Genomic DNA, 23,432 nt, shown 5'->3' with positions numbered 1-23,432 from the left:
GGCCGCCCTGATGCATGTTCCGGTGGCGCGGGCCTAGGCCCGGCGCTGGATGAAGAATTCCACGGACCGGTTGAAGGTCTTTTCCTCTTCCTTGGTGAAATAGCAGGCGGGCAGCTCACCCCGCTGCCGGTGGTAGTGCAGACATTCGCAACAGATGCCGTGCTTGTCGCAGTTGTGGGTGCAGGTGCAATATTGCTCGTTGATTTTCGAGCGCGGGCATTGGTCCTTCTTTTTCATGACGCCCCCTCTGGTCACGGAAACGTTGCGGTACTGTTGCGCCTCAAAGGCCTGGGTACAGTAGCCAACAGCGGGCAGAGAGTCAATGATTCAGGCCCATTGTTTCCCGACGGACCGGTGTGACGCCCCTGATCATCCGGAACCCGCCGCAAGTGGGGATCATGCGAATATAATCCGCTAATCATTGTATTTCACGGCAGATGGGTATAGAGTAATTTGATGATCACGTGAGGCCCCGCCCCTCGTCCTTTGACCCGACCCGGAACCGTTCCCTATGTGGAAAAGAGCATTCAGCCAGGCTCCTGGCTACAAGAAAAAAGGGAAAAAGAAGTCCCGCGTCCGACTTGAAACCCTTGAGGAACTCAAGGCGTTCATCGACTACGAGCACATCAAGCACTGCCTGCTCCGGCCCTATTTCGAGGAACCCGACTACCCCCTGGTGGAGGCCCGCGAGCTGCTGCCCTCCTTCGAAGTCGATCTCTACGAGCACAAGAATCTGCCGGGCTTTTCCATGGTCGTCTTCGAGCGGCAGCTCAATTCCTTTCAGGAAATCTTCCAGTTCGACGCCCTGCACTCCCTCTCGGACTGGGAGGAGATGCTGGTGCAGGACTCCTGCTCGGTGGAGGACAACGCCAGGGCGACCAACATCCGCACCTTCCTGAGCCGCCTGCCCAAGCGCTACCGCCAGGAATTCCTGAACAGGTTCGAAACCTGCGACATCTGCACCATCCAGGACTACGACAAGATACTGCCCTTCCTGCTCCAGTTGGAGCGGGCCCACGTCCTGGCGCTCAACTCGGCGGGCGAGTTCACCCTGCAGGGCGTGTACGCCTCCCTGCCGTCCAACCTGGACAGCGAGCTCAAGCAGTTCGGGCTCAAGATCGGCAAGTTCAAGCCGGGCAACAACCTGCTCTACGAGTGCAACCGGCTGTTCGTCTACCAGTTCATGATGGAGCTGTACGGCTTCCCCATCGTCTCGGAGCGGCGCACGTCCTCGGCCATGTTCGCCATCCGCCTGCTGCGCCAGCACGAGCGGTTCATCGTTCGCGTGCTCGGCCAGAGCGACCGGACCATCACCACCCTGATGTCGCCGCCCAAGGGCACGCCCAGGCGGTCCATGAAGTACCCCAGGGTGGAGAAGATCGCTCTGATCCAGGTCAACGAGAACCAGAAGGAGCTTGTGGAGGTCCTCAAGGACCAGGGATTCTTCATCGACCCCAGGAAGCGCGTGGTCATCCTCCGGGTGACCTACCAGCAGCACGACTACAACCCCAAGAACGTGCGCGAGGACCGCGCCCTGTCCGTGCTCCGGCAGGAGATCATCCACCCGATCACCGGGCGGATCATCGAGGGCATGAACATCATCCAGAACGTGCGCAACATGCTCCTGCGCCTGAACGACATCGTGCGCGGCGAGTACCGCATCCCGGTGAACTACAAGCGCCAGGAGCTGATCGACAACACCGAGACCCACGAAAACCGGCTCAAGGTGCTCTACGTCTGGTTGTCCAAGCACATGCACCGCATCGTGGACTACTCGGACGACTACTACGCGCAGCTGGTCCGCGTCCTGGACGCCTATCTCCTGGCCCCGGACAACTACAAGATTTTCAACGAGCTCCACGACCTGCACCAGGAAGTCTGGTCGCGCTACGGCCAGATTCAGCAGGCCAGGAAGATCCGGGTCCTTGAAGATTTGCGCTATCGCAAGTACAAGGGCGAGGCCATCTCGTACAGGCGCATGCTGGAGCTGATGAACGAAATCCTGAACGATCTCAAGTTCGAGATCGTCAACTATTTCGACAAGCTCGTGGTCAAGATCCTGATCATCGGCAACGACGTGGTGTCCGACCCCTACCTGTTGCGCAAGTACGTGCAGCGGGACGACAAGGACCTCTCGCCCTACGGGCGGGACATCAAGAAACAGTACCAACAGCTGGTCATGCTGCTCGACGAATTCCGGTCCATCCGGAAATCCCGCGTGTCGGGCCGGGCCGGTTCGGGACAATAGCAATACCGCAAGGAGCATACATTGGAAAAACTGCAGACCACCCCGCTCACCCAGTGGCACAGGGAAAACGGCGCCAAGATGGCCCCGTTCGCCGGTTTCGACATGCCGGTGCAGTACAAGGGCATCATCGTCGAACACAAGCACACCCGTGAAAAGGCGGGCATCTTCGACATCTGCCACATGGGCGAATTCAAGCTCTCCGGCAAGGGCGCGAAGGACGCGCTGAACACCATCGTCAGCCACGACCTGAACACGCTGGCCCCCGGCAAGTGCCGCTACGGCTTCCTGCTCAACGCCTCGGGCGGCATCAACGACGACCTGATCGTCTATTGCCTGGCCGAGGACGAGTACATGCTCGTGGTCAACGGCGCGTGCCGCCAAAAGGACTTCGACCACATCGCGGCCAACCTGCCCTCCGGCCTGGTCTTCACGGACATCAGCGACGAGACCGGCAAGATCGACGTGCAGGGCCCGGAGAGCCTGGAGGTCGTCAACGCGCTCCTGGGTTGCAAGTGGAATCATTTGAAATACTTCAACTTCGAGCAGACAGACGTGCTCGGCTTCCCGATGATCGTCAGCCGCACCGGGTACACGGGCGAGCTGGGCTACGAGCTCTACCTGCCGTCTGACAAGGCCCTGGACGTGTGGGAAAAGCTCATGGCGGACGAGCGCGTGGAGCCGGTCGGCCTGGGCGCACGCGACACCCTGCGCCTGGAGATCGGCTATCCGCTCTACGGCCAGGACCTGGACGAGCAGCGCACCCCGGTGGAGGCCGGTTCCGGCTTCTTCCTCAAGAAGGAGTCCGAATACATCGGCAAGTCCGGCCTGGGCCGCGTGGACGAGTGCCTGATTCCCCTGACCATCGACGGCCGGCGCACGGCCCGCCACAACGACGAGGTCTGCCTGCCCGGCGGTGAGAAGACCGGCGTGGTCACCAGCGGTTCCTTCGCCCCGAGCCTGGGCCACTGCGTCGCCCTGGCCTACGTCCGGGCCAAGGACGCGGACAACGAGACCTTCATCATCAAGACCGCCCGCGCCGAGCTGGAAGCGAAAAAGACAAGCCTCCCCTTCTACAAGGAAGGCACAGCCCGCATGAAGACGGAGTAACCCGCTTCACCAGACGACCAACCGCAAGCCCCCGGCTCCCCGAGCCGGGGGCTTTCCTTTGGCCGACCCCGCGAAGCGCAACAAAAAGTTTAGGAAGGAGAGAGGGGTTGGGGGGTCCAGGGGGAAGGGGAGAGAAGGAAGCCCTTTTCAAAGGGTTCCTTCTCTCCCCTTCCCCCCGGCCGCCGGAGACGCCCTCCTCTACTCCGCGCCCAGGGCGAGCATGCGGGCTTCGAGGCGGGCGGTCTCGCGTTCGAGAACGTCCTTGGTCAGCTTCTCGTCGGTCACGTCCATGGGTTCGCCCACGTAGACCGGGCAGCGGGTGAACGGCAGGGGCAGGACGAAGTGGTCCCAGGACTTGTCGAAGACCACCTTGCGCTCGGGATAGGCCCGGATGGGCAGAATCTTGGCCCCGGCCCGCTGGGCCAGGAAGATGACACCGTCCTTGGCCTTGTGACGCGGCCCCTTGGGCCCGTCGATGGTGAACACGGCCATACGGTTTTCCTGTTCCATGACCCGTTTGGCCTTGAGCAGGGCCTTGACCCCGCCGCGGGTGCTCGACCCGCGCACCGTGGTGTGGCCGATGCGCTCCAGCACGCGGGCGATGACCTCGCCGTCCTTGGACTGGCTGACGAAGGTCACCAGATGCGAACTCACGGTGTGGCCGAAGGCGGTCACCGGAAAGATTTCGCCGTGCCACAGGGCGATGACCCCGGCCTCGCCGCGCCGGTTCCGGTCAAGGAAATCAATGGCTCCGTGCGGCTCGAACCGGATGGTCCGCACCCAGAGCTTGAACAGCCAGGCGATGAAAGGCGCAAACGCGGCGGGATCAATCGGTATTTTCATGCGGGCACGCTCGGTTTCGGATTTTCCTTTCTCTACCGGCTCGGCGGACGAAGGGCAAGGGGCAGCGAGCATTGAAACAGTCTTTCAAAGACACCCATACGATGCATCTTATCAATTTGACCAACGGGCCCATTCTGGGCAGCATTCTACGATCAAGGAGTAGATATGACTGACATTTCCATTGATTGCAAAGGCCTGCCCTGCCCCCAGCCCGTGCTCCGCTGCAAGGAGGCCATTGAAAAGGATCGCCCGGCCAAGCTGGTGATCATCGTGGACAACGACGCGGCCAGGGAGAACGTCACCCGGTTCATGACCATGCAGGGCTACACCGTGCAGGCGGAGAAGTCCGGAGCCGACCATCTCGTCACCGGTCTGCGCACGGACGGCGGCGAAGGCGCGGACGAGTGCGAGGCGTGCGCGGTCATGACCGAAGCCGAGATCGCCGCCGTGGCCAAGGAGAAAATCCTGGTCTTCGTGCCCACCGAGGTCATGGGCTCGGGCGACGACGAACTAGGCGCCGGCCTGATGTACAATTTCACGGTCACCCTCAAGGAACTGGGCGACGAGCTGTGGCGCATCGTCCTGGTCAACGGCGGCGTCAAGCTGGCCGTGCCCGGCCACCGCTGCTTCGACGAGCTCAAGAAGCTCGAGGAGAGCGGCGTGTCCATCCTGGTCTGCGGCACCTGCCTGGAGTTCTTCGGCCTGACCGCCCGGCGCGGCCTGGGCGACGTGACCAACATGCTCGACGTGGTCACCAGCTTCCAGCTTGCCACAAAGACCATTCGGGTCTAGAAGACGGGGCATGCCCGATGCCCCCTCCGATACCCTGCGGCTGAACAAATTCATCGCCCAATGCGGCGTCGCGTCCCGGCGCGGCGCCGACGAGATGGTCTTTGCCGGACGGGTGACCGTCAACGGCGCAACCGCCGATTCCCCCGGCCTCCAGGTCGATCCGGCCCGCGACGAGGTCGCGGTGGACGGCAAGGTCATCGGCCAGAAGGCGAGCGCCGGGGACCTGACCCTCCTGCTGCACAAGCCGGTGGAGACCGTGACCACGGCCAGCGACCCGCAGGGCCGCAAGACCGTGCTCGATCTCCTGCCCCCGGAAATCCGCAAAAAACGCCCCTTCCCCGTGGGCAGGCTGGACTTCTTCTCCGAAGGTCTGCTCCTGCTGACCACGGACGGCGACCTCTGCTACCGGCTGACCCACCCCAAGTACCACCTGCCCAAGGTCTACGTCGTGACCATCCGGGGCTCGGTGCCGCAAAAGGCGGTCCAGACCATGCGCCAGGGCATGACCCTCAGGGAAGGCGACCGGCTCGCCCCGGCCAAGGTGCGTCTGCTCAAGCCCATTGCCGGAACGCAACAGCTTGAAATCACGCTCATTCAGGGAGTGAACCGGCAGATTCGCCGGATGTGCGAAGAACTCGGGCTGACCATCCTGCGCCTCCGGCGCGTGCGCCAGGGCCCGGTGGCCCTGGGCGACCTCAAGCCCGGCGCATGGCGCGAGCTGACCAGCGAGGAGACGGCGGCCCTGAAGCGGGACGTCGGGCTCTAGAACCCCTGGGTGTTGTCCTCCACCTGCGTGCCCTCGGGCGGGGTGAAGGTGAACATGTCCGGGGCGAGGTCCACGTCGGTCTCCACGTTGGACAGCCTGACCTCGTTGCCGTTGCCGTAGAAATCCACGATCATGACCTGCCGGAGCAGGCCGGTGGCCGGTTCCACGCCCACAAAGGCCAGGACCATGCCCGGCTCCGCCTCCTTGGGCACCAGTTGCAGCACGGTCAGGTCCTTGCCCCACTTGGCCCGGACCTCGTCCGCCCCCGGCCACTCGGTCTTGACCACGAAGTCTTCCTTGATGTTGGCCTGGCCCGAGAGGAACCGCAGGATGGTCTTGGAGTCCAGCAGTGCCGCGACCCCATACTTGATGGCCAGCTCCTCGTCCGGGATGTAGTCCCAAGCGAACTCGGGGCCGACCACCAGCAGCTCCTTTTCCGGGGCCGAGGTCTCCCAGCGCACCTGGGAGGGCTGGCGGAACCAGATCTTGCCCTCGCGCTTGTCCACCTCGCCGCTGGCCACGTTGGTCAGCTCCTGGCTGAAGTCGGCCCGGAAGGTCTTCAGGGTCTCGTAACGCTTCTGGATCAGATCCGGCAGGTCCTGCGCCGGAATGGGCTCGGCCGCCCCGGCCAGCACGGGCAGCAGCAGGCAGGAGACCATGACGAAAACGGCAACGGAAAGTCTAGACATAAATCTTACTCCAATTATTCCGGCTTGATGACCTTGCGCGGCTTGCTCCCCTCCTGGGGACCGAGGATGCCGTCCATCTCCATCTGCTCGATGAACCGGGCCGCGCGGTTGAACCCGATGCGCAGCCTGCGCTGCAACAGCGAGATGGACGCCTTGCCCTGCTCAAGCACGAACTGTACCGCTTCGTCATAGACCGGGTCGTCCGTGGAGCCGACCCCGCCGGAAGGCCCGTCCCCGCCCGCATTCGGGCTCCAGTCGCTAAAGTCGAGGTCGAATTCCTGAGGCACGGCCTCCTTCCAGTACTGGACCACGTGTGCAATTTCCGTCTCGTCCACGTACGCGCCGTGCATGCGGATGAGCTTGCCGCCGCTCGGCTTGAAGAGCATGTCGCCCTTGCCCAGCAGCCGCTCCGCGCCCACGCCGTCGAGGATGGTCCGGGAGTCGAACTTGGAGGTCACGAAAAACGAGATGCGCGTGGGGAAGTTGGCCTTGATCAGACCGGTGACCACGTCCACGCTGGGCCGCTGGGTGGCCAGGACCATGTGGATGCCCGCGGCGCGGGCCAGCTGGGCCAGCCGCACGATGCACTGCTCCACGTCCTTGGCCGCGGTCATCATCAGGTCGGCCAGCTCGTCGATGATGATGACCAGGTACGGCATGTGCTTCATGTTCTCGAATTCCTCGGGAACATTGTCGCCCATTTCTTCCAGCTTCTTGTTGTATCCCTCGATGTTGCGCACGCCGAGCTGGGCCATCTTCTCGTACCGGCAGTCCATCTCGAAGACCGCCCATTCCAGGGCGCTCTTGGCCATGTTCATGTCCGTGACCACGGGATGAACCAGGTGCGGCAGGTCCGCGTAGGGGGCCAGCTCGATGCGCTTGGGGTCCACCAGCAGGAGCTTCACGTCCTCGGGCCCGGCCTTGTACAGCAGGGAGAGCAGGAACCCGTTGATGCCCACGGACTTGCCCGCGCCGGTGGCGCCCGCCACCAGCAGATGCGGCATGCGCGCCAGGTCGGCCACCTTGAAGCCGCCCTGGATGTCCTTGCCCAGGGCCAGGGTCAGGGGCGACTTGGAGCCGGTGAACTCCTTGGATTCCAGGACCTCGCGCAGGTAGACCATCTCCCGCTCGATGTTCGGGATCTCCACGCCCACGCTGTCCTTGCCCGGTATGGGGGCCTCGATGCGCACGGACTCGGCGCGCAGGGCCAGGGCGATGTCGTCGGTCAGGTTCTCGATCTTGGAGACCTTGATGCCGGGCGCGGGCTTGAACTCGAACATGGTCACCACAGGGCCGGGCACCACCCGCTGGATTTCGCCCTGCACATTGAAATCGTTGAGGCATTCCTTCAGCCGGTCGGCCAGGGGCTGCAACACGGCCGGGGTCTGGGAGGTGTGCTGGGCCGGGGGCGCGGTGAGCAACTCCACACTCGGCAATCCGCCCGGCGCGGCCGGGACCTTGGGCGCGGCCGGTTGGGCGGGAGCGGGCTTGGGCTTGGGCTGCCGGGCGGGCTTGGCCGCCTTGACCGGGCGGTCCTCCTCCCCGGCGTCCAGGTCCACGAACTGGAGTTCCATGTCCTCCTGGGCCGGTTCCTCGGCCTGTTCCCGGGCCAGGGCCCTGGCCTCGCGGCGCTCGGCCCGCTTCTCGGCCCGGAGCATGGCGCCCTCGCGGTACCGTTCCCACCAGCGGCCGAGCAGGGCCCAGATGGAGGCCCAGGTGAAGCCGGCCACCGCCTGCAGGGAGACGATGGTCACGAACAGCCAGAGCAGGAAGGTGCCCACGGGCCGCAGGTACGGCATGGTGTACTTGGTGATGATGGACCGGCCGAAGAAGCCGCTGCCCACCAGGCCGTAGGCGTCCTTGGGCACGTCGAAGAACCACGGGTGCATGGCCCAGGCCTCGAAGGACACGAACAGGCCGACCACGCCGAGCCAGCGCAGGGGCGAAAGCTTGAGCCGGGAGACGAACCGGGTCAACCCGAGATAGAGGAAGTACAGGGGCCAGAACACCGCCCCCATGCCGAACATCTCCACCAGGAAACCGGCGCAATAGGACCCGGCGTACCCGACCACGTTCTGGACCTTGCGCCCGGCGGTGACGGCCTGGTTGAAGCTCGGATCACCGGGGCTGAAGGAGAGAATGCTCAGGAACAGAAAGGCGGAGAGGAACAGGAAAAAGAGGCCCACGGCCTCATTGCCGCGCCCTTTCCGTTTCTCCGTCCGCACCGTGGTTTTCGGTCGTCTCGCCATTAAGCCTCACTTGATAAAAAAGGTCCTGGACGGCAACCCGCCCACGACCTTTTTTACGCAATTTACACAACGAGTTGCAAGTCCGCTTTACTCGCGACCAAGATACTCTCCGGTCCGGGTGTCCACCTTGATGGTGTCGCCTTCGTTGATGAAGAGCGGGACGTTGACCTTGAGGCCCGTCTCCATGGTGGCGGGTTTGGTGGCATTGGACACGCGGTCGCCCTGGATGCCGGGGTCGGTCTGGGCCACCTTGAGGCTGACGTTGGCGGGCAGGTCCACGCCGATGAGCTCGCCGTTGTACAGAAGGACCTTGACCGTGTCGCCTTCCTTGATGAAGCCGCCCTTCTCGCCCACGTTGGCCGCGGGCACGTGCATCTGCTCGTAGGTCTCGAGGTCCATGAACACGGAGTGCTCGCCGTCCCGGAAGATGTACTGCATCTCGGCCACGGCCATGTCCGGCTTGTCGACCTTTTCACCGGAGCGGAAGGTCTTGTCCAGCACCTGGCCGGTCAGCATCTGGCGCAGCTTGGTGCGCACCATGGCCCCGCCCTTGCCCGGCTTGAAGTGCTGGAATTCGATGATTTCGAAGGGCTTGCCGTCGATCTCGATTTTCAGGCCTGTCCTGAAATCCTTGGTCTGAATCATATATTTCTCCAAATGGTTTCCGGGGTGTCCCCGGGTATTTTTCAACGATCCTATGCCCGGAGGCGCTGGTGGAGCGCCTGGACACCGAGGGCATAACCCAGAATCCCGAATCCGGCAATGACGCCGACGCACCTCTCGCCCATCAGGGATTTCTGGCGCAGGGGCTGGTCCGTGCGCGCCCAGATGTTGCTGATGTGCACCTCCACGCAGGGGATGCCGATCCAGGCCAGGCAGTCGGCCAGGGCCAGGGAGGTGTGGGTGTACGCTCCGGCGTTGAAGACCACGCCGTCCACGCCCTCTTCGCGGGCCCGCTCCAGCCGGTCGATGAGCCCGCCCTCGGAATTGGACTGAAAATGCGCAAGCTCGACGTCACCCGCCCTGTCGCCCATGACCCGGGCGAGGAGTTCGGGCATGTCGTCCATGGTCTGCGAGCCGTAGATCTCGGGCTGGCGGGTTCCGATATGACCGAGGTTGGGGCCGTTCAGGATCAGAATCTTGAGTGCTGACATGCATCTTTCCTTGTGGCGCGGGATGGTGTATTGCCCGCTTCCTTGACGCGCCCCGAGAAAAAAACAAGAGTGGGGGCGTTCGATAACCAACTTGCGAAACGGTACCTCTTTATGAACCGAACCATCGAGTTAGTCAAAACAATATACGAAATCAAGCAGCTTGAGGACGTGGATGCCCCTCAGATCGCCCTGGCGGGCCGGTCCAACGTGGGCAAGTCCTCGCTGGTCAACCGCCTGGCCGGGCGCAAGGCCTTGGCCAAGATCAGCTCCAAGCCGGGCAAGACGCGCAGCCTCAACTACTATCGCGTGGACCCGGACGGCTACTATCTGGTGGATCTGCCCGGCTACGGCTACGCCAAGTGCTCCAAGCAGGAGCGCATCAAGTGGGCCAAGCTCATCGAGGCCTATATAACCGGCAACACGCACCTCAAGGCCGTGGCCGTGCTTCTGGACGCCCGGCTTTCGCCGCAGAAACTGGACCTGGAACTGACCGGCTACGTGCGCGGCCTGTCCATCCCGGTCATCCCCGTCCTGACCAAGGCGGACAAGCCCAAGCAGCGGGAGCTGGCCCAGCTCCAGAAGCAGTGGCAGGACATCCTCCAGCAGGACCGCCCTCCCCTGCTCTTTTCGAGCAAGACCGGCAAGGGCGAGGAAAAATTGTGGGCCCGGCTCGGCGAATACGCCGGGCTGTGATCACGCCCGCCGGGGAATGAGCCCTTCCACGGCCGTCCGGATCATGGCCTTGAAGCCCGGCATGGCCACCCAGGCCAACCGCAGGCTCGCCAGCGCGGCCATGATCCCGTTGCCCAGCCAGGCCGCCAGGATGGGCGGCAGCACCCCCTTCTCCCCGGCGGTCGCCCCGACCACGTGCATCCCGTACTGGATGAAGATCAGGATCAGCGCAAGGCCGATGTTGGCGTAGACGTTCTCGGAAAAGGTCACCAGCACGAGCGCCAGCAGGGCCATGACCACCATGGAGAAGGCATAGGACAGCTTGCCGTGCCAGATGGTCAGAAGCATCTCCACGTTGGAGCCCGACTCCTGGAGGCGCGCTATGGCCCTGGACAGTTCGATGAGCGGCAGCTGCGCGGTGTCGCCCTTGAGCTCCACGGCCGCGTAGGCCTTGAGGTTCTGGCGCACGGACAGGAACTGGGACGGCCGGTCCACGGTGATGAAGGTCCGGGTGTCCAATTCGTGCACGTCCAAAAGCCCCCAGCCGTGATCGTCGATGAGCGCCTTCTTGGCGTTCAGGATGCGGATCAGCTCCTGGTTGTCCGTGGTGAACTCGTAGATCGTGATGTCGCTCGCCCGGCTCTTGCTCGGCTGGGCCTCCTTGGCCTGGACGATGAACGGCCCGTCCCGGAACCACAGGTTGTGGATGGTCAGCTCGTCCAGCTGCTTCTTGCGCACGTCCTCCTTCCAGATGCGGTTGGCCTCCTGCTCGCCGAAGACCCCGAGGAACTGGGAAAAGACCAGCTGTCCGCAGCTCCAGATCAGGGCATAGATCACGAAGAACCGGATGAACCAGGCGAAGGACACGCCCCCGGCGCGCAGGGCGAGCATCTCGCGGGACCTGGCCAGCACGCCCAGCTGGACGACCATGGCCAGGAGAAAGACCGCGGGCATGAGCTGCGAGACGATGAGCGGTATCTTGACGATGAAATAGAAGAGGATGGTCTGCGCGCCGAGCCCCGCCCGGATGAAGTCGTCCAGCCGGTCGAAGATGTCCGACAGAAGATACAGGGAGGTGCCCACGGCCAGGCAGATGGCCATGAGATAGAGGTTCTGCCGGATGAGATACCGGCTCAAGACGCCGATCATGCCTCGGCCTCCCCGCCCTTGCGGGTCAACCGCAGGTGCAGCAGCCAGTGGACCACCGTGGGCGTGCGCTCAAGGTTGGCGTAGCGCAGCCCGGCCAGGGCCACGAAGATGAACAGGATGTCCGGGGCCCACATGCCGTATTCCGGCGGGATGGTGCCCGATTCGCCCATGCTCACGCCGATGGAGAACATGGTGTAGTAGACCATGAACAGGCCCATGGCCAGGAGCAGGCCGTACTGCTGCCTGAGCCCCCGGAAGATGGAGGCGATGGGGATGGCGAACAGGCCCAGGATGAAGCAGCCCAGCGGCAGGGTCAGCCGCTTGTAGAACTCCGTGTCCACCTTGCGGAAGAAGCGCTCGTTCTCATGCGGCATCAGGCTGTGATCCTTGCGGATGTCGCGCAATCGGAAGAACGGCATGTCCTTGGCCTTCTGTTCGGCGAAGTTGAAGCCGGTCAGCAGCTTGCCCAGGTCGAGCTTGATGGAATACTTGCGGAACTTGAGGATGTTCAGCTCGTCGCCGCTCTGGCGGAAGATGCGGCCGTTGTGGAAGACAACGTGGATCTTGGCCTCCTGGGGATTGGAGACCACCTCGGCCTCGGGGGCGACCACGACCACCGAGGTTCCCTTGATGGAATCGTCGCGCACGAAAGCGAACTTCAACTCGCCCTTCTCGTTGTCCACCTGGTGGGCGTAGAAGGTGATGTTCGGGAATTCCTTATTGAACACGCCAGGTTGCAGGGCAAACTTCGAGTGGGTCTTGGCGAAGTAATAGAGCTTGGTCTTGAACATGTCCATGCCCCAGGCCAGCCCCCAGAAGGAGATGAAGAAGGCGAACAGCGTGCACAGGCTGCAAAAGAGCACGGGCGCAGGGAGCATGCGGTACAGGCTGACCCCGCTCGCCTTGAGGGCCACCAGTTCGTTGTCCGTGCTCATGCGCAGGAAGGTCAGGAACACGCTGAGCATGGTGGCGATGGGCGTGATCAGCAGCAGGAAAAACGGCGTCAGGTAGAAGAACAGCTGGAGGATGTTCAGCACCCCGATGTTCTGGGAGAGGAACAGCGAGCGCAACTGCAGCATCCGGCCCACCAGGATGAGCCCAAGAAGGCAGGACACGGTCAAGCCGAAGAGCTTGCACAGTTCCAGGAATATCTGACGCTGGAGAAGCTTCACCGCAGGGAATCAGCCCTTGTTTTCCTTGAAGAAACGGATGATGAGCTCCATGTCCTTGGGGCTGAGGTTGAAGCGCCCGCCCGCCTCTTCGATGAGCGCGGAGAGCGGCCGTTCGTCGCCGTTGTCCCGCAGCTCGCAGATCCAGGCCACGGCTTTGCGGGTCAGTTCGCTTTGGGGCATGATGGTCGTCATGGGTCGCTCCTGTGGTTGAACATCCTTACAGCGAAAGGAAATACACCAGCTTCCGAGGGGTTGCAAGACGGTGTTAGTTGGTCTAGACCCTAGCGTACGTTCCGCACTCAACCTCTGAGGATCACATGGCGCCCTGGTACGTTGCGATCATTCTCGGCATTGTCGAAGGCCTGACCGAATTCCTGCCCATCTCGAGCACGGGCCATCTGATCATCGCCGGACACCTCCTGAATTTCACCGGTCCCAAGGCCGACACCTTCGAGATCGTCATCCAGCTCGGGGCCATCCTGGCCGTGGTGGTCCTGTACTGGGACCGCTTCGTGGGGTTGATCTTCCCGGACAAGAGCCGCAAATTTTCGGGCGTGTACGGCCTCTGGCTCCTGTTCCTGACCTCCCTGCCCGCCTCGGTCCTCGGCCTGCTGACCCACCACTACATCAAGGAATATCTCTTTTCGCCCTTTACCGTGGCCATCTCCCTGGCCGTGGGCGCGGTGCTCATCTTCGTGGTCGAGGCCCTGGACCTGAAGAAGACCACCCTGACCCTGGACGAGATCACCCCGAAGACGGCGCTGGGCATCGGCCTGTTCCAGTGCCTGGCCCTGTGGCCGGGCTTTTCGCGGTCCGCCTCGACCATCATGGGCGGCATGCTCCTGGGGACCAAGCGCACCGTGGCCGCCGAGTACTCGTTCATCGCGGCCGTGCCCATCATGTTCGCCGCCACGGGCTACGACTTCCTCAAGAACTACGCCCTGTTCGAGAGCGGCGATCTGGTCTTCCTGCTCATCGGCTTCGTGGTCTCCTTCATCGCGGCCTGGCTGGCCGTCAAGGGGTTCATCGTCCTGCTGGGCCGCCTGACCCTGCGCCCCTTCGCCGTGTACCGCCTGGTCCTGGCCGCCCTGATTCTCCTGTTTTTGTAGCACCTTCCAATTTTCCGGCCGAACCGGGAATTTCCACTTGCCAAGCCGGAAAAGACGGTCTATAGACTGTGACCGCTTCGGCGAAACGTGGCGAGGTAGCTCAGATGGTTAGAGCATGCGGCTCATATCCGCAGTGTCGGAGGTTCAATTCCTCTCCTCGCTACCACGAATGAAACGGAAGCCCGTAAAATCAACCCGATTTTACGGGCTTTCTTTTTGCCCTCCCGCCGGACAAAACCCAATGCGGCGAAAAACAATGGCTCGTCCGTGATATCCCGGGCACTAGCGCCCCTTGTCGTACAGCCCCCAAGTGCAACACTTTGGATGTATGTTGTTTTTAATATCCGTATCGGTTACAGCCAAGGCATCTTCTTTTGTTTTATAAACGGAGAAGTCCAAAAAATTTTCATTCTTATCATATGGACCGATAATGATAAACCTGCCACAATCAGGCGCCCTGTCCAATTCAATGGTTGTTTGATTCTCGGTACTTCGTATGATCCTATAGTGGATTGGTCCTGTTTCCTTAAACTTGATTGTATTGGAATCTATGGTCATATCACCATAGAAACTGCATATGACTTCGCTATAACACAACCATTCCCCTTTCGGCATGTCCATATGATCGGACGCCAGCGACAGTTGCCATGTAAATAACAACAGTAGAACAATGACGGGAAAAATCATTTTTTTCATTTCGTCTCCCGATGTTGCGTTTCCGTGTTTACCATAGTGGGTAAACAATCACGTCCCGATCAACTATCCTTAAAACGAAAGGACCCCACGCCCCCTAGTCGGCGACCTTCACGTGGGTCTTGAACCGGAAATCGCAGACGTCCTCGACCTTCCCGTCCTCGATCTTCTTGACGTCATGGTACTCTTGCCTGTTGTTGAAGGAGATCGAAGCCTTGGAGTGATACTCCAGGAAGAGCTTGCCGCCGTAACGGAAGAACCGGCCGGTGCCGCCGCAGCGGTCGAACGGCCCCCCTCCGACCCCCTGCATTTCGAGCAAGGGAGCCCGCAGGGGCGAATCGCTGAAATGCGCGCCCTCGCCGTCGAGCAGCTCGAAGAAATCCTTGTCGCAACCGGGCCCGGCGCCGCTGGCCATGTCCAGGTGCGTGACCGTGACCGGGTGGCCGTCGTTGGCGAGGTCCAGCACGGCCGTACCCATGGCCTCCGTCTGGAAATACCGCTCCTTCACCTCGTTCAGCAGGGGCTTTTCGTTCTTGATGAACGGAATCGACTCCGGCCCCTTGCCGGCCAGGATATCCCTGCACAGGGCGGGCTCGGTGGCCGCCGGGCCGATGAACATCTCCGTCTCGGACGTGAACTCGCAGCCTCCCGTTCCCGTAAAGGAGAAACTCCGCACGGGGTGACGGGCATCCTGAAAATACAGCAGGTGTATCTCGCCGCGATAGCTGACCAGGCCGAAACGGCCGTTCCACGCCCACCACCGATCATCCGGAAAGATAAAGAACGCGTCCGAATCGGCGGCCGAGCCGTCCGAAACGTTCCGGATCCTGAAACTCGGGCAGCGCGCCGTGCCCTCGTACGAGAACAGGAAATCGTACCGCTTCCCCTCCCTGGGCACGTCGATGGTCCCGGTCTCGGCGATCAATTCCTCCAGACGCCCGGCATTGGCGTATTCCGCCACGGCCTGACAGAGATTCAGGGAGCGCCCCGCGCCCGGTTCGCCCCGCAGAAAGCCGGTTATCTCCGGCGTTGCTTCCCCGCCCAGGTCCAGATAGGCGCGGTAGTGCCGCTCGGCATCGGCCATGACGGCGAGCTTCCTGTCCCAGTCGAGGAGCGGCCCGAGGGAACGCCTGAGCAGATCGGCCAGCAGCAGGTGAGACTGGGCGTCCGACGGATCGAGTTCGATGGCGCGCTCCAGTGCGGCCTGCGCATATGGTTCCCTACGCGGTCTGGGGGTTCGCACCAGCATTGCATATTCGCGAAATATCCGAGCAGCCAGCCGACGGGAAAGGCCGTCCTGCTCCGCGTCCAGGTGCTCCTGGGGCATGGCCGCAACCAGCCGCTCCCTGGCGTACATCTCCAGCACGCTGCGCGGCTTGTCCGTTCTCTCAAGGGTCTTCAATGCGTCGGCATAGGCCTGTTGCAGCGCTCCCCAGTCCGCGCCGGACCGGGGCTCCCCGTCGAGGTCGTAGATATCCAGGATCGAATCCCGCTGCTTGGCGGTGCGCATGACATACAGGCGGTCCTGCGCATCGAGGGCGCAATTCCAGGCGTTCGTGGGCAATTGCAGGATCCGGGTTATCCGGGGGCCTACCGGTTGCGAGCGGTCGATGACGGCAATCCGGTTGAAGCGGTCGCCGATGACCGCCGTCCGCTTGCTGGCGCTCTTCAAGTACCGATACCCGGGCTGCCAAAGGAGGTCGGCGTAATCCACGCTGCCTGTACGGGGAATGCCCGGCGCGTTGTGGTACAGGGTCAGCCTCGGCCCGGCCCCGTCACGAAACAGGATGTCCCCCTCGGGGAACCCCAGGACCGGGATGCCCGGTGCGTTTCGTTCCCGGACGGACATGCCCGCGTCGTCGAATTCGACCTCCATAAGCGTACTTTGATTGGACTGGGCCAATGACCGGCCGCCTTCCGACAACAGCAGCCCGCCGATGGACGGATAGCTCGCAAAGGACTTCGCCGGGAGATGGCGGAAATTCGTCCAATAGACCGTGACCTTCCACTCGGAATGCTTCTTCACATCCTCGTGGACCGCGTAGGCGCTCGCATCCGGGGCAATGGCGATGAGGTTGGCGGCATAGGTCTGCTTCCAGAGACGCCGGGGCCTACGCGGATCGGAGACGTCGAAGGCCTCGACCACGTCCGGCTTGGTCTTTTTGTACTTGTAATAGCTTATGACCGTAAGCAGCAGTTTGTTGTCCGGCGAAAGGGCCAGCCTCCTGCCGCCGCCGTCCACCTTGATTCGACCGGCCACCCGTGGATGGGCGGGGTCCGCCGTGTCGATGAGCAGGATTTCCCCCGTGCCCTGCGCGGCCACCAGCGAGCCGTCGGAACTCACGCAAAGGTTGCTGGCCTTGCTCTCCAGCGAAATCGAGCCGATTTTTTCCGGCATCATCCCCATGAGCAGCGGGGAACACAACAATAACAAGATAATACAGCGTGTCGTCGATTGCATGTATGGCGTCCCGATATGATCGTTCATTGGAGGCGAACGAGCTGGTATTTTTTACGTTTCCAGGCGATGCGGTCAAAGGAGTCAACGCCCGCCGCTACCAATCGCGCTTGAACGGATTGTAGCCGCAGACAACCCCGATTTGGCGAAGGGCGTAGGCGTAGGCGTAGAGGTACAGCCCGTCCCGGGCCCGCACAACCCAAGGCAGCCTCGTCTCGATTCCGGCGCCGACGTACGGGCCGTCCACCGGTTCCAGCCAGAACCGCCCGAAGGCATATCCCGGACCGAATTCGGTTTGGAAGTCGGCCGGGACGATGCGTTTGATGCTCATCAAATCATCCACGTCCGCAAAACGCACCAGGATCAATTCGTCCTTGATCTCCACCCGGTCGGCGCCTTCGATCGCCCTTCCCCGCTGCCTGGCAGTCCGCGGAAGCGCGGCCAATTTGAACGTTCCGTTCTGGTCGTCGTCAAAGGCAAGGATCGCGACCACCTGATTGTCGTTTCCCAGATCACAATAGACGGCTTCACCCCTGACCTCCAATTTCCCGGAATGGACACGGCGCAATGATCGTATCGGATTGCGCCCGTCCACGACCTCCACCATGCTGCCGCAGGAAACCACGCCGTGCGGAGTCTCGATATCCATGCCCAGCCGGTACACGGAGGATCGGGCCCCGAGGCCGGTTGCGCAATACAGTGCGCCGACTACCAACAGACAGGCGGCGGGATAGGCCCAGGCAAAGGAAGCGACGGGCTTGAGCCGCATTTTCTCATGGCCTATCAACAGGGCAATATACAGGACGATCAAAAAAGGACTTAAGAGGAAAGAATAGGTGAACAGAACTTCGAACGCCAGGGACCAGACAATCACCCAAAATAGCAAACTCACGATGAAGATGGAATGATCACCGGCAAACCGGAGAAGCCTCGTGGTCAGAGACTGCTTCCCCCCACCATTGGAGGCCGTATCCGTATCGTTGTGCATTGTCGGGCCCTTTCCGGTTAGACCTATTATGTCCGATCAATACCAATCATCAAAGACTACACGAAGAGACATTGTCAAATAATTTCCCACATTGACCTCTGGTACGGGTCAGGGCCGCTTCGGCCGACAAACGACCGGGAACGCACCCGGGACATCGCCAAGCCCCTGCGCCCGACCTTCCTCATTCCGCATGGGGCGAGGATTGGACAACACGGACCATTTGCGTCCGACAAAAATAAATCAACAGGCTTTGTTAATAAAACTGATGGATGTACGGCGTCGAATTTGCTTGAAAATTCAAAACAACGGAATCGGAGGGCATATCGCGACATGGAAAATCCAAGCGCCGAACAGGCGATCCGAATCATTGAAGATCTCGTAACCAAGACGTTCAACACGCAAAACGCCTTTGAGCGTGCCATTGAAAAGCTGCTTGAAGAGGCCGAACGCATCAGGGAGAGCGTGGAAGATATTTCCCAGCCCCTTTCCTGTCGGCAGACAAGACAAATATTGCAGAACGTCTCCCTCATCATTCGAGAACTGGGGATGATCGAAAAAGGGTTCGGACAAACCGCGACGAAGGCGCCGCATCGACAGCTGACCTACGAGTTCGAGGTTGGCGCCACGAAACAATGATCCGTGTCGAACGGTTCCACGGCAAGTTTGTCCGGGGACCGGTTCCGACAGGCCATTCCCCGTGTCTCATCGGCAAAAAAGCCCGCACGGCGAACCGTGCGGGCTTTTCCTTGGTTCCGGGCTAGACCGTGAACTTGGTCACCCAGAAATCGTGCAGGTTGCAGAAGCTCGTGGCGTAGTATTCGCCCTTGGGCGGGAGGTCGTAGGTGGAGACCGGCTTGTCCTCGGGCGTGAAGACCTGGGCGCCGATGACCTTGCCGTCCGCGCCGACCACCGTGTGCCGGACGATGTAATGGGCCGCGCTCATGGGATGTTTGGTCTGTACGGTCAGCTTGCCGTCCGCCATGCTCACCTGAGGCAGGTGGATGGGTGCCTTTTTCGCCCACTGGCCCGGATCGTCGGCTGTGTAGACGATGTTGGACGGGAACGGGCCGGTGTCCGCCGAGGCCCTGCGCACGCCCAGGGAAAGCCCGGCCGCCAGGGCCAGGGCCGATTTGAGGAAAACGCGTCTGTTGCTCATGATGCCTCCTGTAAGGAATGATTATTGTCCTCACTTTACCACGTTCCGGCCGACTTGCAACCTCCTGCAGGACACAAATCGGATGCACACCGTCTTTTTCCCGTTTTGTTTCACGGCAGAAGACCGTCCTGTTCCGCCTCTTACACGACAGTCCCAGGAATCAGCCGATTCCGAAAGCCGGGGGCACCCGCAAGGCGACCGTAACGGCCGCCCCCCTCCTTGCCTTCCGGAACGGCCGGAGGTGTTCAACGTGTCTCACATCCACAGGGAAAGGCTCGACACTCGGGACGCGGTTCAACTGCCGGAGCACGCGCATCTCCCTCCATGCGACGTGAAACCGCAGCCCCACGACCGCCAGGGATGTTGGCGCGCAAACGCTCGGAAAGGCCCCTCCGGAGACAGGGCCGGGCCGACGCCGCCTCGCCTTCCCCGGCCATGTCTAGACTTTCGGCTTCCACCGGCACATCCCCAACCCTACGGACTCCCTAAGGATACGATTTGCCCCTTGGAACAGGCCGTGAATCGGGCCCAAATACTCTAAAGAAAAACTAGATATTATCTAGATTATTAATATCATACCGAATGTATTGAATATATTCCGACGATAGCGAATAATCCCCCATCGGTGAAAAATTGAGCTGTTTTGGTTGCCAAACGGGCCCGAGACCTTATATAGGAGATGTCCCGAACGGTTCTTTGACATGGGGGCGCACTGGTTTCGACGGGGATAGTTGAAGCCGAAGCCGCAGGTCGAGGTTGGTCGATGGCCTCGTAAAAATCGACCACAAAGATAATTGCCAACGACAATTACGAATACGCAATGGCTGCTTAATTGCAGAGTTGCACCTGACAACACAGCTTGTCACGATTCTCCCGCCGACGCCTTATACGCGGGCAGGGTCGTCAAATCATAGGGCTAGCAAGCCGAGGTTCGTTCCTTGCCGGAGCTGCGAAACACTCAAAGGATCTAGTTCGACGGCCGTCCGGCCCGGAGCAACCCGTCGAGCGAAATTTTAATCCGGACCTAAACCTGTAGACGCTTTCGCGGATCGTTCTCGGACGGGAGTTCGACTCTCCCCGCCTCCACCATTTTTGTTCCGTTCATCACGGAGAAATTTCATCAGCCCCTGCTTTGCGGGGGCTTTTCTCTTTTCCGGGCAGGGGAATGGCAACGGCCTTGCCCCGGCGACGCACAGGGCATCGCGGGCGGACGTGCGCCCCGCTCCGACGGGATGGACAACAAAAAAGGTGCACTCCGGCGGAGTGCACCTTTCGTGTTTCAGGGTTTCTCGAACCGTCAGGCCCCGGCCAGCGTGTTTTTCGGGGTGGGCTTCATGTAGATGATCGACATGGCGCTCATCTTCCTGTCTATTTCCCGGCCCATGTCCCGGGCCTTCTGGAGGAGCATGTCCCGCTCGCCGAAGGTGATGGCGTCGGTCATGCAGACCTCGACACAGACCGGCGGGTCGCCGGCCACGACGCGATCGTAGCAGAGGTCGCATTTGTGGGCCTTGTTGCGCACCGCGTCGAACTGGATGACGTGGTACGGACATGCCTCGATGCAGGCCCCGGAACCCGTGCACTTGTCCGGGTCGATGCGCACGATGCCGTTCTGCGGGTCCTTGGTGATGGCCCCGGCCTTGCAGGCCTTGACGCATTGCGGATTCTTGCAGTGCTGGCACGGCACCACCCAGCAGTGCTCCGAAACCTTGGGATAGGTCCCCTGGGTGGCCGACTCCACGCGAAGGTAGAACGGGATTTGTCCGGGCATGCAGTTCTCGTGGTCCACGATGCCCTTGTGATTGCGGCAGGCCACCACGCACGTCTTGCAGCCAATGCATTTGTTCATATCTATCATCAAACCGAGTTGTTGCATCGTTTCCTCCTTACTTGCTTATGCGCACCCTGGTGGAGACGTGCGCCTCGCCGCCCACGAGATCCTGCCACTCGAGGTGGGAGCCCGCGTCGGGAATGAGCTCGTTGTCGCAGTAGCCGCACCCCGCCGCCACGCGGCCCACGGTCGCGCCGAAGCCGTGCATGACGCCCACGCAGTCGGGCCGGATGTGTTCGGTGAGCATGACCGGCATGGTCAGCTCGCCCGTCTCCGAGGCGATGGTCACCACGTCGCCGTCCTTGATGCCGAGCCTGGCGGCCGCGGCCGGGTTGAGGATGGCCGGATTGGTCTCCTGGCCCGACATGGGGTCGCGCAGCTGGGCGTTGTTGCAGGACCAGGGTCCGGTCCCGTTGATGTGGATGCGCCGGTAGCTGATCATGATGAAGGGATAGTCCTTCTCGTGCGCATCGTATTCCGGGGCCAGGATGGGACGTGGCAGCTGCTGGCCCCGCTCCTCCAGGTCATCCCAGTAGAGCTGCACCTTGCCGCTCGGGGTGTTGAAGCCCCCGTTCTCGTACTTGCGGAAACCGATGGTTCCGGGCGACCACCGCCCGCCCATGGCCTTGAGCTTGTCCACGGAAAGCCCCAGTCCCTTGAGTTGGATGTCGTAGTATTCGACGTCGTCCTTGAACTGGAAGTATTCCGGGAACAGCCGCCTGCCGAGCTCGATGAAGACAAGGTTGGAGTGCATGGCCTCGCCGGGGGCCTCGACCAGGGGTTGCCGGAGCAGCACGCCGTGGCCGAAGTTGTACCACCAGGGCATGTACAGCAGCTCGTAGCGCTCGAAGTGGGTCTGGTCCGGAAGCACGAGGTCCGCGTATTTGCTGGTTTCCGAGAGCATGATGTCCGTGTTCAGGAGGAATTCGAGGAGGTATTCGCCGTTCTCGTCCTTCATGCACACGGCCTTCTGCCATTCCCGGTTGCCCATCTCGGTGAGCGCGGGGTTGGCCTCGGTGACCAGCAGTATCTTGAGGGAGCCGTCCTTGATGGCCTGCGCCTCGTACCAAGTGGGCTCCAGGATGAAGCTGTAGTTCCTGAACGCCTCGCTGTTGGGGCCGGTCCGGTGGAACCCCTTCTCCTGGAGGGGCGCCGGGCCGGGCGGCAGCGGCTCCACCGGGCTCATGGGCGTCAGCTGCGGAATGGGCTGGCCGCCGGGGTTGTCCAGATTACCGGTGATGGCCAGGAAGATGGACCAGGCGTGCCCGAAGTCCAGGGCCTGGCCGAGCATGATGGACTTGAAGCCGTCCACGCCCACGGCCGGGGCCTGGGCGCACATGGTCGCCAGCCTGCGGATGTCCTCGGCCGGGACGTCGCAGATTTTGCTCATGGCCTCGGGGGTCATGTCCTTGACGTGGGCCTTGACCTTTTCGAAGTCGCCCTCGCGGACCCATTCCTCGACGAATTTCCTGTCGTAGAGGTCGTTTTCGATGATGTGATTGATCATGCCCAGGAACAGGGCCGTGTCCCCGGACGGCCTGATGGGAATCCACCAGTCCGCCTTGGCCGCGTCCGGGCTGAAGATCGGGTCCACGACGACGAGCTTGGCCCCGCGGTCCATGGCCTCCATGATGTCCCTGGGCACGCAGGCGTCGTCCAGGCAGCCGAAGGCGTGGCGCCCGACCAGCAGGATGATGCCGTCCTTTGGCATGGTGAACCAGGCGGGCGGGATGTGGTGGTTGGGAATGCCGCCCCAGCACTTGATCTCGGAGACGATCTTGCCCGAATCGCAGTGCGGCAGGCCGGTGTTGATGTACCCGCCGTAGGCATTGAGGAAATGCCATTTGGGATCGGTCAGGGAGTGGGGAAAGAAACTGTAGGTGAGCTTGTGCGCCTCTCCCCGGTCATACAGGCTGCGCAGCTTCGCCTCCATGATGTCGAAGGCCTCATCCCAGGATATCTCCTCGAACTTGCCCTCCCCCCGCTCGCCCACGCGCTTGAGCGGCATGGTCAGCCGGTCCTTGGCGTATTGGAGCGTGACGCCAGCCATGCCCTTGACGCAGGCCTTGCCGCCGAATTTCGGGTTGCCCTTGACTTCCGTTACGCGTCCATCCCGGATTTTCGCCAGGATAGCGCATTCCGCCTTGCATTGATAGCAAACGGTTGGATGCCATCCGTCCTGTACCATGTGTGCCTCCTTGTGTTGCGACTCCGTCACGTTCCCACCTGTCCGCAGTGCGATCCGTTGGAGCCGTCCACCCGGCAGACGTCACTCGAGCCTGTCGGGTATATCCCCCGGATAATCCGGGTGACGCCGCGCAAAGCCGCGCGCGACGATCCATACAATGGCGGCAAA

Annotated in this window: 22 protein-coding genes, 1 tRNA gene and 1 other RNA gene; 9 read left to right on the top strand and 15 right to left on the bottom strand. The window is 61.8% G+C overall.

What is annotated here, in order from left to right:
- Nucleotides 1–33: 33 nt before the first annotated feature.
- A complete protein-coding gene (locus DND132_RS02275) occupies nucleotides 34–237 on the bottom strand; it encodes a DUF6485 family protein (RefSeq protein ID WP_014321089.1) in 204 nt (67 codons plus the stop codon).
- A 274-nt stretch (nucleotides 238–511) separates the two neighbouring features.
- Here DND132_RS02275 and DND132_RS02270 point away from each other — a divergent pair, with 274 nt between their 5' ends.
- Complete coding sequence (locus DND132_RS02270; protein WP_014321088.1) at nucleotides 512–2,248, top strand: hypothetical protein; 1,737 nt, start codon at nucleotides 512–514, stop codon at nucleotides 2,246–2,248.
- Nucleotides 2,249–2,269: 21 nt separating this feature from the next.
- Nucleotides 2,270–3,355: a glycine cleavage system aminomethyltransferase GcvT gene (gcvT, locus tag DND132_RS02265; RefSeq protein ID WP_014321087.1), complete on the top strand. Its 1,086-nt coding sequence runs from the start codon at nucleotides 2,270–2,272 to the stop codon at nucleotides 3,353–3,355.
- A gap of 198 nt (nucleotides 3,356–3,553) precedes the next feature.
- Here the strand turns inward: gcvT and DND132_RS02260 are convergent, their stop codons facing one another.
- Nucleotides 3,554–4,198, bottom strand: a complete 645-nt coding sequence (locus DND132_RS02260) for a lysophospholipid acyltransferase family protein (RefSeq protein ID WP_014321086.1) — start codon at nucleotides 4,196–4,198, stop codon at nucleotides 3,554–3,556.
- 165 nt (nucleotides 4,199–4,363) lie between these two features.
- On the opposite strand from DND132_RS02260, the gene yedF reads away from it, so the two are divergent.
- On the top strand, nucleotides 4,364–4,990 hold the full coding sequence (gene yedF, locus DND132_RS02255; RefSeq protein WP_014321085.1) for a sulfurtransferase-like selenium metabolism protein YedF: 627 nt from the start codon (nucleotides 4,364–4,366) through the stop codon (nucleotides 4,988–4,990).
- 10 nt (nucleotides 4,991–5,000) lie between these two features.
- Complete coding sequence (locus DND132_RS02250) at nucleotides 5,001–5,756, top strand: pseudouridine synthase (RefSeq protein ID WP_014321084.1); 756 nt, start codon at nucleotides 5,001–5,003, stop codon at nucleotides 5,754–5,756.
- On the opposite strand, the gene lolA is transcribed toward DND132_RS02250, so the two are convergent.
- The 4 genes from lolA to DND132_RS02230 all read right to left on the bottom strand — a co-directional run bounded on the left by lolA (nucleotide 5,753) and on the right by DND132_RS02230 (nucleotide 9,848).
- On the bottom strand, nucleotides 5,753–6,445 hold the full coding sequence (gene lolA / locus DND132_RS02245; protein ID WP_014321083.1) for an outer membrane lipoprotein periplasmic chaperone LolA: 693 nt from the start codon (nucleotides 6,443–6,445) through the stop codon (nucleotides 5,753–5,755). The two genes, DND132_RS02250 and lolA, sit on opposite strands and share 4 nt — an antisense overlap.
- Nucleotides 6,446–6,459: 14 nt before the next feature.
- Nucleotides 6,460–8,694: a DNA translocase FtsK gene (locus DND132_RS02240; RefSeq protein WP_014321082.1), complete on the bottom strand. Its 2,235-nt coding sequence runs from the start codon at nucleotides 8,692–8,694 to the stop codon at nucleotides 6,460–6,462.
- An 87-nt stretch (nucleotides 8,695–8,781) separates the two neighbouring features.
- Nucleotides 8,782–9,339 carry an elongation factor P gene (gene efp, locus DND132_RS02235; protein ID WP_014321081.1) on the bottom strand — a complete coding sequence of 186 codons (558 nt, stop codon included), beginning with the start codon at nucleotides 9,337–9,339 and terminating at the stop codon, nucleotides 8,782–8,784.
- 50 nt (nucleotides 9,340–9,389) lie between these two features.
- Nucleotides 9,390–9,848: a type II 3-dehydroquinate dehydratase gene (locus DND132_RS02230; RefSeq protein ID WP_014321080.1), complete on the bottom strand. Its 459-nt coding sequence runs from the start codon at nucleotides 9,846–9,848 to the stop codon at nucleotides 9,390–9,392.
- Nucleotides 9,849–9,959: 111 nt separating this feature from the next.
- On the opposite strand from DND132_RS02230, the gene yihA reads away from it, so the two are divergent.
- Nucleotides 9,960–10,541, top strand: coding sequence for a ribosome biogenesis GTP-binding protein YihA/YsxC (yihA, locus tag DND132_RS02225; RefSeq protein ID WP_014321079.1), 582 nt, complete (start codon nucleotides 9,960–9,962; stop codon nucleotides 10,539–10,541).
- Here yihA and DND132_RS02220 read toward each other — a convergent pair whose 3' ends face one another.
- From DND132_RS02220 to DND132_RS02210, 3 genes are read right to left on the bottom strand one after another with little or no spacing between them, the layout of a single operon-like run.
- Nucleotides 10,542–11,669, bottom strand: a complete 1,128-nt coding sequence (locus DND132_RS02220; RefSeq protein ID WP_014321078.1) for an LptF/LptG family permease — start codon at nucleotides 11,667–11,669, stop codon at nucleotides 10,542–10,544. It abuts the gene before it with no gap.
- Entirely contained in the window at nucleotides 11,666–12,841 is a 1,176-nt protein-coding gene (lptF, locus tag DND132_RS02215; protein ID WP_014321077.1) for an LPS export ABC transporter permease LptF, read from the bottom strand. Before lptF ends, DND132_RS02220 begins: the two co-directional genes overlap by 4 nt.
- A 9-nt stretch (nucleotides 12,842–12,850) precedes the next feature.
- Nucleotides 12,851–13,033: a hypothetical protein gene (locus DND132_RS02210; RefSeq protein ID WP_014321076.1), complete on the bottom strand. Its 183-nt coding sequence runs from the start codon at nucleotides 13,031–13,033 to the stop codon at nucleotides 12,851–12,853.
- A 125-nt stretch (nucleotides 13,034–13,158) separates the two neighbouring features.
- Between DND132_RS02210 and DND132_RS02205 the strand changes: the two genes are divergently transcribed.
- Together DND132_RS02205 and DND132_RS02200 are read left to right on the top strand one after the other, a co-directional pair.
- On the top strand, nucleotides 13,159–13,950 hold the full coding sequence (locus DND132_RS02205; protein WP_014321075.1) for an undecaprenyl-diphosphate phosphatase: 792 nt from the start codon (nucleotides 13,159–13,161) through the stop codon (nucleotides 13,948–13,950).
- An 89-nt stretch (nucleotides 13,951–14,039) separates the two neighbouring features.
- Nucleotides 14,040–14,116 (top strand) — tRNA-Met (locus tag DND132_RS02200).
- Between the two features lie 116 nt (nucleotides 14,117–14,232).
- Here DND132_RS02200 and DND132_RS18140 read toward each other — a convergent pair.
- The 3 genes from DND132_RS18140 to DND132_RS02190 all read right to left on the bottom strand — a co-directional run bounded on the left by DND132_RS18140 (nucleotide 14,233) and on the right by DND132_RS02190 (nucleotide 18,089).
- On the bottom strand, nucleotides 14,233–14,646 hold the full coding sequence (locus DND132_RS18140; protein WP_148266928.1) for a hypothetical protein: 414 nt from the start codon (nucleotides 14,644–14,646) through the stop codon (nucleotides 14,233–14,235).
- A 94-nt stretch (nucleotides 14,647–14,740) separates the two neighbouring features.
- Nucleotides 14,741–16,987 (bottom strand): hypothetical protein, encoded by a 2,247-nt coding sequence (locus DND132_RS02195; protein WP_148266927.1) that lies wholly within the window; start codon nucleotides 16,985–16,987, stop codon nucleotides 14,741–14,743.
- A gap of 211 nt (nucleotides 16,988–17,198) precedes the next feature.
- The gene (locus DND132_RS02190) at nucleotides 17,199–18,089 is read right to left on the bottom strand and encodes a hypothetical protein (RefSeq protein WP_014321073.1); all 891 of its coding nucleotides are present in this window, start codon (nucleotides 18,087–18,089) and stop codon (nucleotides 17,199–17,201) included.
- 330 nt (nucleotides 18,090–18,419) lie between these two features.
- Between DND132_RS02190 and DND132_RS02185 the strand changes: the two genes are divergently transcribed.
- Nucleotides 18,420–18,725, top strand: coding sequence for a hypothetical protein (locus DND132_RS02185; protein WP_014321072.1), 306 nt, complete (start codon nucleotides 18,420–18,422; stop codon nucleotides 18,723–18,725).
- A 121-nt stretch (nucleotides 18,726–18,846) separates the two neighbouring features.
- On the opposite strand, the gene DND132_RS02180 is transcribed toward DND132_RS02185, so the two are convergent.
- The gene (locus tag DND132_RS02180) at nucleotides 18,847–19,245 is read right to left on the bottom strand and encodes a desulfoferrodoxin family protein (RefSeq protein WP_014321071.1); all 399 of its coding nucleotides are present in this window, start codon (nucleotides 19,243–19,245) and stop codon (nucleotides 18,847–18,849) included.
- Between the two features lie 703 nt (nucleotides 19,246–19,948).
- On the opposite strand from DND132_RS02180, the gene ssrA reads away from it, so the two are divergent.
- Nucleotides 19,949–20,334, top strand: a transfer-messenger RNA (tmRNA) gene (gene ssrA, locus DND132_RS17920).
- A 208-nt stretch (nucleotides 20,335–20,542) separates the two neighbouring features.
- Here the strand turns inward: ssrA and DND132_RS02175 are convergent.
- On the bottom strand, nucleotides 20,543–21,121 hold the full coding sequence (locus tag DND132_RS02175) for a 4Fe-4S dicluster domain-containing protein (protein ID WP_014321070.1): 579 nt from the start codon (nucleotides 21,119–21,121) through the stop codon (nucleotides 20,543–20,545).
- A gap of 10 nt (nucleotides 21,122–21,131) precedes the next feature.
- The gene (locus tag DND132_RS02170; RefSeq protein WP_014321069.1) at nucleotides 21,132–23,264 is read right to left on the bottom strand and encodes a molybdopterin-containing oxidoreductase family protein; all 2,133 of its coding nucleotides are present in this window, start codon (nucleotides 23,262–23,264) and stop codon (nucleotides 21,132–21,134) included.
- Nucleotides 23,265–23,432 lie beyond the last annotated feature (168 nt).

The organism is Pseudodesulfovibrio mercurii (genome assembly GCF_000189295.2).
Lineage (GTDB): Bacteria > Desulfobacterota > Desulfovibrionia > Desulfovibrionales > Desulfovibrionaceae > Pseudodesulfovibrio > Pseudodesulfovibrio mercurii.
Note: the sequence above shows the minus strand (reverse complement) of the source record. Positions and strands in the feature narration are given on the sequence as shown.

Excerpts from the sequence above, each read along its gene's own strand:
- DND132_RS18140 (WP_148266928.1), bottom strand. The coding sequence starts at position 14,646 with ATGAAAAAAATGATTTTTCCCGTCATTGTTCTACTGTTGTTATTTACA.
- DND132_RS02190 (WP_014321073.1), bottom strand. The coding sequence starts at position 18,089 with ATGCACAACGATACGGATACGGCCTCCAATGGTGGGGGGAAGCAGTCT.
- yihA (WP_014321079.1), top strand. The coding sequence starts at position 9,960 with ATGAACCGAACCATCGAGTTAGTCAAAACAATATACGAAATCAAGCAG.
- DND132_RS02175 (WP_014321070.1), bottom strand. The coding sequence starts at position 21,121 with ATGCAACAACTCGGTTTGATGATAGATATGAACAAATGCATTGGCTGC.
- DND132_RS02230 (WP_014321080.1), bottom strand. The coding sequence starts at position 9,848 with ATGTCAGCACTCAAGATTCTGATCCTGAACGGCCCCAACCTCGGTCAT.
- yedF (WP_014321085.1), top strand. The coding sequence starts at position 4,364 with ATGACTGACATTTCCATTGATTGCAAAGGCCTGCCCTGCCCCCAGCCC.
- efp (WP_014321081.1), bottom strand. The coding sequence starts at position 9,339 with ATGATTCAGACCAAGGATTTCAGGACAGGCCTGAAAATCGAGATCGAC.
- DND132_RS02220 (WP_014321078.1), bottom strand. The coding sequence starts at position 11,669 with ATGATCGGCGTCTTGAGCCGGTATCTCATCCGGCAGAACCTCTATCTC.
- lolA (WP_014321083.1), bottom strand. The coding sequence starts at position 6,445 with ATGTCTAGACTTTCCGTTGCCGTTTTCGTCATGGTCTCCTGCCTGCTG.
- DND132_RS02170 (WP_014321069.1), bottom strand. The coding sequence starts at position 23,264 with ATGGTACAGGACGGATGGCATCCAACCGTTTGCTATCAATGCAAGGCG.
- DND132_RS02210 (WP_014321076.1), bottom strand. The coding sequence starts at position 13,033 with ATGACGACCATCATGCCCCAAAGCGAACTGACCCGCAAAGCCGTGGCC.
- DND132_RS02260 (WP_014321086.1), bottom strand. The coding sequence starts at position 4,198 with ATGAAAATACCGATTGATCCCGCCGCGTTTGCGCCTTTCATCGCCTGG.
- DND132_RS02270 (WP_014321088.1), top strand. The coding sequence starts at position 512 with ATGTGGAAAAGAGCATTCAGCCAGGCTCCTGGCTACAAGAAAAAAGGG.
- DND132_RS02250 (WP_014321084.1), top strand. The coding sequence starts at position 5,001 with ATGCCCGATGCCCCCTCCGATACCCTGCGGCTGAACAAATTCATCGCC.
- DND132_RS02240 (WP_014321082.1), bottom strand. The coding sequence starts at position 8,694 with ATGGCGAGACGACCGAAAACCACGGTGCGGACGGAGAAACGGAAAGGG.
- DND132_RS02185 (WP_014321072.1), top strand. The coding sequence starts at position 18,420 with ATGGAAAATCCAAGCGCCGAACAGGCGATCCGAATCATTGAAGATCTC.
- DND132_RS02205 (WP_014321075.1), top strand. The coding sequence starts at position 13,159 with ATGGCGCCCTGGTACGTTGCGATCATTCTCGGCATTGTCGAAGGCCTG.
- DND132_RS02275 (WP_014321089.1), bottom strand. The coding sequence starts at position 237 with ATGAAAAAGAAGGACCAATGCCCGCGCTCGAAAATCAACGAGCAATAT.
- DND132_RS02180 (WP_014321071.1), bottom strand. The coding sequence starts at position 19,245 with ATGAGCAACAGACGCGTTTTCCTCAAATCGGCCCTGGCCCTGGCGGCC.